A 3,459-nucleotide genomic window follows, 5' to 3' on the forward strand; every position below is an offset into this window, starting at 1 on the left:
TTCAAATTATTTTAGTGGGGGTGAGATGAAGCAGTATCTGGATCTAATGCGCCATGTTCGAGACCATGGCGCTATCAAGGAGGATCGTACCGGAACCGGTACCAAGAGCGTGTTTGGCTACCAGATGCGTTTTGATCTGTCAGAGGGGTTTCCTCTGGTAACTACCAAGAAACTACACCTGAAATCAATAATCCATGAGCTCCTCTGGTTTCTGACAGGTGAGACCAACATTCACTACCTGCAGGAGAATGGGGTGCGGATCTGGAATGAGTGGGCCGATGAGGATGGAAATCTGGGGCCAGTCTACGGCTCCCAGTGGCGCTCCTGGCCAGCCGCCAGTGGGGAGCATATTGACCAGATTAGCCAGGTTGTGGAGCAGATCAAGAACAGTCCGGACTCTCGCAGAATTATCGTCTCTGCCTGGAATGTTGGAGAGATTGAGAATATGGCCCTCCCACCCTGCCACGCCTTCTTCCAGTTCTATGTGGCCGATGGAAAACTCTCCTGCCAGCTCTACCAGCGTAGTGCAGATATCTTTCTTGGAGTGCCATTCAATATCGCCTCCTATGCCCTGCTCACCATGATGATGGCACAGGTGTGTAATCTGCAGCTGGGCGATTTTGTCCACACCCTGGGGGACGCACATCTATATTCCAACCATCTGGAGCAGACCGACCTGCAGCTGAGCAGAAATCCATATCACCTGCCAACCATGAAGATCAATCCTGATGTGAGCTCTATTTTTGACTTCAAGTTTGAGGACTTTGAACTGGTCGATTATGAGGCGCATCCTCATATCAAGGGGGCAGTCGCTATTTAAGTGGGGGTCAGGTCTGCGTTTTTAGTGTTATTGAACCATTTACTGAGTAATGAAATATGATCAACCACAATAACAGTAAAAACGCAGACCTGATCCCAAAGGTGCCCGTGGTTACGTTGATTGCTGCAATGGCCCACAACCGTGTCATCGGCATCAACAACACTCTGCCGTGGGATCTTCCTGCGGATATGAGACACTTTCGTGAGCAGACCATGGGCAAGCCAATCCTGATGGGGCGCAAGACCCATGACTCTATTGGCAGGCCTCTCCCGGGCAGACAGAATATTGTGGTGACCAGAGATGGCTCAGCAACCATTGATGGTTGTGATGTGGTCAACTCCATAGATGAGGCACTTGAGGTGGCTGGTGATGCCTCAGAGGTGATGGTGATGGGTGGTGAATCCTTCTATCGGCAGATGTTGCCCAGGGCTCACCGTCTGGTATTGACCATGATAGATCTGGAGATAGATGGGGATGCCTGGTTTCCAGAGTGGGATGAGTCGGAGTGGTGCAAGGTGGGGCGTGAAGATCACCCGGTAGACGAGAAGAATCGCTGGCCCTACAGTTTTGTCACCCTGGAGCGTATTACCACGGAGCAAGACTCTCCCCGCAGTTGATCTGGTGCCATCTGGGTGGGTTGCAATCAATCTGCAGGGCACTCATTTTTCCTCCCCACAGGCATCCTGTATCCAGGGCATAGACGCTCTCTTCACTGCGGATATCCAGGGTAGACCAGTGACCAAACAAGATGCATTCTGAGCGGCTCGCTCTCTCGGCTACCCGAAACCAGGGGATAAACCCCTCAGGCTGTGACCCTGGTTTGCCCTTGCTCTTTAGATTAAGAACGCCATCGTCTGAACAGAAACGGAGACGGCTAAAGCAGTTGGTGATAAAACGCAGACGCTCAATCCCCTCAAGATTATCGTCCCACTTGGCAGGTTCATTGCCATACATCTGGCTTAGGAAAGTCTGGTAATCACTGCTCTGTAGCATCGACTCCAGTTCATGGGCATGCTGTTGCGCCTCTTTCAGACTCCACTGCGGAGGGAGCCCTGCATGTATCAATGTATATCCAAGCTCTTCATCATGGTGAAGCATGGGGCGGTGCCTAAGCCAGTGTAGTAGCTCAGCCCTCTCAGCAGACTCAAGGATAGGGAGCAAGGTATCGAACCGGTTTGTATAGCGCTTATCACCCTCTGCCAGGGCCATCAGGTGGAGATCGTGGTTCCCCAAAACAGTGACTGCAGAATCCCCGAGTGAACGAACAAACTGCAGGGTCTCAAGTGATTTCGGTCCACGGTTAACCAGGTCACCGGTAAACCATAGTTGGTCTACCTCAGGATCAAACTCGATCTTCTCAAGCAGTTGCAGCAACTCATCAAGACATCCCTGAATGTCACCTATTGCGTAGACAGACATTACTTACTCTGGAACACGTACAGCCAGCACATCGCAAGGCGCATGGTGTAAAACGCCATTGGCAGTAGAGCCCATCAGTAATCCAAGGCCATGACGACCATGACTTCCTACAATAATAAGATCACACTCCTGTTCGGTAGCAACACGCACAATCTCGCTTTTTGGGGAACCGGTCTCAAGCCACTTTTTGGTACCAGGAATACCCATATCTTCAGCAACCTTGTGCAGTTTGTCTCTGGCTTGTTGCAGCAATTCATTCTCGATATTCAGATCGGGCAGATAGACATCAACATTGAACTCATGCTGGTAGTACTCCACCACATGAACAAGATCAACAGTTGCATCACACTCCTCGGCAAGCTCGGATGCCTTACCGATAACATGATTTGAGGCATCAGAAAAATCAACAGCGAGAAGTATCTTTTTGTAGTGGCTCATACTCTTTCTCCTCAATTTATGGCGGTTGTAGCATTTGCAAGTTTAGCAAACTCTTCCAGAGACAGGGTCTGGGCACGACGTACTGGATCAACCCCTGCAGACTCGAACTGCTCTGTAGTCACAAGTGATCTGAGGCTGTTTCTCAGGGTTTTTCTGCGCTGTGAGAATGCGGCTTTAACTACATCCTGAAAACGCCCCTCATCATCAATATTGACTGGCGGACTCTTCCACGGAGTGAGGCGGACAACCGATGAGTCAACCTTGGGAGGGGGGTTGAATGCCCCTGGTCCAATGGTAAGGATACGCTCTACTCTGCAGTAGCGTTGCACCATTACCGAGAGGCGGCCATAGGCGCTGCTACCTGGGGCAGCAGCCATCCTCTCTACCACCTCCTTCTGCAGCATAAAGTGCATATCCAGGATGATCCCAACATTTTTCAGTAGGTAGAAGATAAGAGGGGTAGAGATGTTGTAGGGGAGGTTGCCGATAATGCGTAGTGGTCGCCCCCCCTCATGGAGTGATGAGAAATCAAACTTGAGTACATCACTGCTATGAATGGTTAGCTCTCCTATTGGGCCACACTCACTCTCCAGCAGAGGAATAAGATCACGATCCAGCTCTACAGCATCCATCTCCCCGACCAGAGGCAGTAGTTGACAGGTGAGCGCCCCCCGGCCGGGGCCGATCTCCACCAGGTGCTCCCCCGGCTGGGGATTGATGGCTGCCACAATCTTGTGGATAACATTCTGGTCATGGAGAAAATTCTGGCCAAAACGCCTGCG

General features: G+C 51.1%; 5 protein-coding genes. 2 read left to right on the plus strand and 3 right to left on the minus strand.

Annotated elements, in window-relative coordinates; translation table 11 throughout:
- The first annotated feature begins 25 nt into the window (after positions 1-25).
- Complete coding sequence (locus tag AC3ZFK_RS07855; protein ID WP_487507369.1) at positions 26-820, plus strand: thymidylate synthase; 795 nt, start codon at positions 26-28, stop codon at positions 818-820.
- Between the two features lie 56 nt (positions 821-876).
- Entirely contained in the window at positions 877-1,437 is a 561-nt protein-coding gene (folA, locus tag AC3ZFK_RS07860; protein WP_487541412.1) for a type 3 dihydrofolate reductase, read from the plus strand.
- On the opposite strand, the gene AC3ZFK_RS07865 is transcribed toward folA, so the two are convergent.
- The 3 genes from AC3ZFK_RS07865 to rsmA form a co-directional block, all read right to left on the minus strand.
- Positions 1,406-2,239, minus strand: coding sequence for a symmetrical bis(5'-nucleosyl)-tetraphosphatase (locus tag AC3ZFK_RS07865; protein WP_487507365.1), 834 nt, complete (start codon positions 2,237-2,239; stop codon positions 1,406-1,408). The genes folA and AC3ZFK_RS07865 overlap by 32 nt on opposite strands.
- 3 nt (positions 2,240-2,242) lie before the next feature.
- Positions 2,243-2,677 carry a universal stress protein gene (locus tag AC3ZFK_RS07870; RefSeq protein WP_487507366.1) on the minus strand — a complete coding sequence of 145 codons (435 nt, stop codon included), beginning with the start codon at positions 2,675-2,677 and terminating at the stop codon, positions 2,243-2,245.
- A gap of 11 nt (positions 2,678-2,688) precedes the next feature.
- On the minus strand, positions 2,689-3,459 hold a 771-nt coding region (rsmA, locus tag AC3ZFK_RS07875; protein WP_489433772.1), incomplete at its 5' end, for a 16S rRNA (adenine(1518)-N(6)/adenine(1519)-N(6))-dimethyltransferase RsmA.

The organism is Candidatus Thiopontia autotrophica (assembly GCF_982804495.1).

Coding starts and splice junctions, on each gene's coding strand:
- AC3ZFK_RS07855 (WP_487507369.1), top strand. CDS start 26: ATGAAGCAGTATCTGGATCTAATGCGCCATGTTCGAGACCATGGCGCT.
- AC3ZFK_RS07865 (WP_487507365.1), bottom strand. CDS start 2,239: ATGTCTGTCTACGCAATAGGTGACATTCAGGGATGTCTTGATGAGTTG.
- folA (WP_487541412.1), top strand. CDS start 877: ATGATCAACCACAATAACAGTAAAAACGCAGACCTGATCCCAAAGGTG.
- AC3ZFK_RS07870 (WP_487507366.1), bottom strand. CDS start 2,677: ATGAGCCACTACAAAAAGATACTTCTCGCTGTTGATTTTTCTGATGCC.